This is a genomic window from Rothia sp. CCM 9416, from assembly GCF_048513535.1.
Taxonomy (GTDB): Bacteria; Actinomycetota; Actinomycetes; order Actinomycetales; family Micrococcaceae; genus Rothia.
This window is the reverse complement of the sequence record NZ_JBLXXR010000038.1, coordinates 1-5,432: the sequence shown is the minus strand read 5'-3', so window position 1 is coordinate 5,432 and position 5,432 is coordinate 1. Positions and strand designations below refer to the sequence as shown.

At 52.2% G+C, this 5,432-nt stretch carries 2 rRNA genes; both read right to left on the bottom strand.

The annotated features are described in order from the left end of the window. Positions 1–46 precede the first annotated feature (46 nt). A 23S ribosomal RNA gene (locus ACN080_RS10310) occupies positions 47–3,135 on the bottom strand. Between the two features lie 383 nt (positions 3,136–3,518). Then, positions 3,519–5,050, bottom strand: a 16S ribosomal RNA gene (locus ACN080_RS10305). Together the 16S and 23S rRNA genes form the textbook arrangement of a ribosomal RNA operon. Positions 5,051–5,432: the final 382 nt, after the last annotated feature.

Genomic DNA, 5,432 nt, shown 5'->3' with positions numbered 1-5,432 from the left:
TCAAAACCATACAGTGGACGCAAACAAACAAGCACAAAACAAAAAAATGTGTAAGCCTTCGGACTATTAGTACCAGTCAACTCCACGGGCATTCCCCGCTTCCATACCCGGCCTATCAACCCCATCATCTACAGGGATCCTCACACAACAAACGTTGCCAGGAAATCTCATCTCGAAACAGGCTTCCCGCTTAGATGCTTTCAGCGGTTATCCCTCCCGAACGTAGCCAATCAGCCATGCACCTGGCGGTACAACTGACATACCAGAGGTTCGTCCGTCCCGGTCCTCTCGTACTAAGGACAGCCTTTCTCAAATTTCCAACGCGCGCAGCGGATAGGGACCGAACTGTCTCACGACGTTCTGAACCCAGCTCGCGTACCGCTTTAATGGGCGAACAGCCCAACCCTTGGGACCAACTCCAGCCCCAGGATGCGACGAGCCGACATCGAGGTGCCAAACCATGCCGTCGATATGGACTCTTGGGCAAGATCAGCCTGTTATCCCCGAGGTACCTTTTATCCGTTGAGCGACGGCCGTTCCACAACGTACCGCCGGATCACTAGTCCCGACTTTCGTCCCTGCTCGACCTGCCAGTCTCACAGTCAAGCTCCCTTGTGCACTTACACTCAACACCTGATTGCCAACCAGGCTGAGGGAACCTTTGGGCGCCTCCGTTACACTTTAGGAGGCAACCGCCCCAGTTAAACTACCCATCAGGCACTGTCCCTGACCCGGATCACGGGCCGAAGTTAGACATCCAGAGCGACCAGAGTGGTATTTCAACAACGACTCCACAAACACTAGCGTGCCTGCTTCACAGTCTCCCACCTATCCTACACAAGCCACACCGAACACCAATACCAAACTATAGTAAAGGTCACGGGGTCTTTCCGTCCTGCTGCGCGAAACGAGCATCTTTACTCGTACTGCAATTTCGCCGAGTTCATGGTTGAGACAGTAGGGAAGTCGTTACTCCATTCGTGCAGGTCGGAACTTACCCGACAAGGAATTTCGCTACCTTAGGATGGTTATAGTTACCACCGCCGTTTACTGGGGCTTAAATTCTCAGCTTCGCCCACAAGGGGCTAACCAATCCTCTTAACCTTCCAGCACCGGGCAGGAGTCAGTCCGTATACATCGTCTTACGACTTCGCACGGACCTGTGTTTTTGATAAACAGTCGCTTCCCCCAATTCTCTGCGACCCATACACGCTCACGGTAGCAAGTACCGATCACGCTCAAGGCTCCCCTTCTCCCGAAGTTACGGGGACATTTTGCCGAGTTCCTTAACCATGATTCTCTCGATCGCCTTAGTATTCTCTACCTGATCACCTGTGTCGGTTTCGGGTACGGGCGGCTAAAACCTCACGCCGATGCTTTTCTCGGCAGCATAGGATCACCAAATCCCCCAAACGGGGTCCCATCACGTCTCAGGCAAACACCGGCGCATTTAACAACCGGATACCCTACACGCTTAGACCACGACAACCATCGCGTGGCTTGGCTACCTTCCTGCGTCACACCTGTTAATACGTTTACCTCCAAAAATCGGGTCCTGCACTCCACCCCCAAGCCCAACCACAAAGGGAAAGGCACAAAGGGCATCACACAGTTAGCATCAAAATATCAGTATGGGCGGTTTTTCACCGGTACGGGAATATCAACCCGTTATCCATCGACTACGCCTGTCGGCCTCGCCTTAGGCCCCGACTAACCCAGGGCAGATTAGCTTGACCCTGGAACCCTTGATCATCCGGCGCACGGGTTTCTCACCCGTGATTCGCTACTCATGCCTGCATTCTCACTCGCATACCCTCCACCACTGGTTCACACCGCAGCTTCACCGGATACACGACGCTCCCCTACCCAACAAGAAAAAATCTCATTGCCATAACTTCGGTGGTGTACTTGAGCCCCGCTACATTATCGGCGCAGAATCACTTGACCAGTGAGCTATTACGCACTCTTTCAAGGGTGGCTGCTTCTAAGCCAACCTCCTGGTTGTCTCAGCAACTCCACATCCTTTCCCACTTAGTACACGCTTAGGGACCTTAGTTGATGGTCTGGGCTGTTTCCCTCTCGACAATGAAGCTTATCCCCCACTGTCTCACTGCTACGCTCTAACTTACCGGCATTCGGAGTTTAGCTGACGTCAGTAACCCTGTGGGGCCCATCGGCCATCCAGTAGCTCTACCTCCGGCAAGAAACACGTAACGCTGCACCTAAATGCATTTCGGGGAGAACCAGCTATCACAGAGTTTGATTGGCCTTTCACCCCTATCCACAGCTCATCCCCTCCATTTTCAACTGAAGTGGGTTCGGTCCTCCACGACGTCTTACCGTCGCTTCAACCTGGCCATGGATAGATCACTCCGCTTCGGGTCTAGATCCTGCCACTGACACGCCCTATTCAGACTCGCTTTCGCTACGGCTTCCCCACACGGGTTAACCTCGCGACAGAACACTAACTCGCAGGCTCATTCTTCAAAAGGCACGCTGTCACCCCAAAAGGCTCCAACGGCTTGTAAGCACACGGTTTCAGGTACTATTTCACTCCCCTCCCGGGGTACTTTTCACCATTCCCTCACGGTACTGATTCACTATCGGTCACTAGAAAGTATTTAGACTTACCAGGTGGTCCTGGCAGATTCACACGAGATTCCACGAGCCCCGTGCTACTCGGGTGGCACACACGCGGTCTAACACATTTCGGCTACAGGACTCTCACCCTCTCCGGTCACCCATCCCAAGGCGTTCACCTACATGCTAGAACATCACGTCCACAGTCGATTGAAACTGTGATGCGTACTCCCACAACCCCCATGATGCAACCCTCAACCGGTATCACACACCACAGGTTTAGTCTCATCCGCTTTCGCTCGCCACTACTCACAGAATCATTTGTTATTTTCTCTTCCTGAGGGTACTGAGATGTTTCACTTCCCCCCGTTCCCTCCAACCAGCCTATACATTCAACTGGTGGTAACAAACCATGATAGCTTGCTGGGTTTCCCCATTCGGAAATCCTGGGATCAACGCCCTGTTATCGGCTCCCCCAGGCTTATCGCAGATTCACACGTCCTTCATCGGCTTCTAGTGCCAAGGCATCCACCGTGTGCCCTTAATAACTTACACACAGATAAAATCAAGAATAAATTAACCTTGACTATATTTAACTAAGTACAAAATCAAGAATCAAAGAAACACAATCCAAAAAGAATTGAGTATTCTTCAAAACATTGAAGATGCTCGCGTCCACTATACAGTTCTCAAACAACAACCCGATCAACACTCAAGGCAACCAGAACAAACTGATCACTACTCTCATGCCGGGATACACCAAGATAACAAACAAACGCCTGCTACCTCAAAACCCAACAACGCACCAACACTACACAACACACAAACCAATCAGCACAAACCCAAAGGCCTGCACCAGAACTAACATTCCACCCATGAGCAAACCACCCAAACGACACTCGCGCTCAGCATGGCCAACTAAAAGTTGAGCTCCTTAGAAAGGAGGTGATCCAGCCGCACCTTCCGGTACGGCTACCTTGTTACGACTTAGTCCCAATCGCCAATCCCACCTTCGACGACTCCCTCCCACAAGGGGTTAGGCCATCGGCTTCGGGTGTTACCAACTTTCGTGACTTGACGGGCGGTGTGTACAAGGCCCGGGAACGTATTCACCGCAGCGTTGCTGATCTGCGATTACTAGCGACTCCGACTTCATGGGGTCGAGTTGCAGACCCCAATCCGAACTGAGACCGGCTTTTTGGGATTAGCTCAACCTCACAGTATCGCAACCCTTTGTACCGGCCATTGTAGCATGCGTGAAGCCCAAGACATAAGGGGCATGATGATTTGACGTCATCCCCACCTTCCTCCGAGTTGACCCCGGCAGTCTCCTATGAGTCCCCACCATCACGTGCTGGCAACATAGAACGAGGGTTGCGCTCGTTGCGGGACTTAACCCAACATCTCACGACACGAGCTGACGACAACCATGCACCACCTGTATACCAGCCCCGAAGGGAAACCACATCTCTGCAGCGATCCAGTATATGTCAAGCCTTGGTAAGGTTCTTCGCGTTGCATCGAATTAATCCGCATGCTCCGCCGCTTGTGCGGGCCCCCGTCAATTTCTTTGAGTTTTAGCCTTGCGGCCGTACTCCCCAGGCGGGGCACTTAATGCGTTAGCTACGGCGCGGAAAACGTGGAATGTCCCCCACACCTAGTGCCCAACGTTTACGGCATGGACTACCAGGGTATCTAATCCTGTTTGCTCCCCATGCTTTCGCTTCTCAGCGTCAGTTACAGCCCAGAGACCTGCCTTCGCCATTGGTGTTCCTCCTGATATCTGCGCATTTCACCGCTACACCAGGAATTCCAGTCTCCCCTACTGCACTCTAGTTAGCCCGTACCCACTGCAAACCCGGAGTTAAGCCCCGGGCTTTCACAGCAGACGCGACAAACCGCCTACAAGCTCTTTACGCCCAATAATTCCGGACAACGCTCGCGCCCTACGTATTACCGCGGCTGCTGGCACGTAGTTAGCCGGCGCTTCTTCTGCAGGTACCGTCACTTTCGCTTCTTCCCTGCTGAAAGAGGTTTACAACCCGAAGGCATTCATCCCTCACGCGGCGTCGCTGCATCAGGCTTGCGCCCATTGTGCAATATTCCCCACTGCTGCCTCCCGTAGGAGTCTGGGCCGTGTCTCAGTCCCAGTGTGGCCGGTCACCCTCTCAGGCCGGCTACCCGTCGTCGCCTTGGTGAGCCGTTACCTCACCAACAAGCTGATAGGCCGTGAGCCCATCTAAAACCAGTACAAACCCTTTCCACCAGCATCCCATGCGGGAACTGGTCGTATCCGGTATTAGACCTCGTTTCCAAGGCTTATCCCAGAGTTAAAGGCAGGTTACTCACGTATTACTCACCCGTTCGCCACTAATCCAACCAGTGCAAGCACCGGTCATCATCGTTCGACTTGCATGTGTTAAGCACGCCGCCAGCGTTCGTCCTGAGCCAGAATCAAACTCTCCGTTAGAAAACAAAAAAAGTTGATGATCCTAGTCTCGATTTGATAGCGAACCATTCACCACGGGGTGGTGTGGTTCAAGCTGACGAATCTGAAACCATATGATTATCAAATTCACACCCAACCAGCCACAAAGACCAGATCAGGTGCATCTAATGTATAAATATTTGGTATCAGTTCTATTTCCGCACCACCTGCACCCCTCATATTTATCGGGGCCCAGTATTTGTGGTGTGGACGATTAGAATGTTATGTTTATAACATTGGTACGCTATTGAGTTTTCAAGCAACAGACCACCATCAAACCTTCACAAGCCAAGCAGGCTGGTGCGGTTTTCGATGCGGTTTCTTGGTTGTCACCGTTTTTGGCAACTCGTCTAGTCTATCGCGT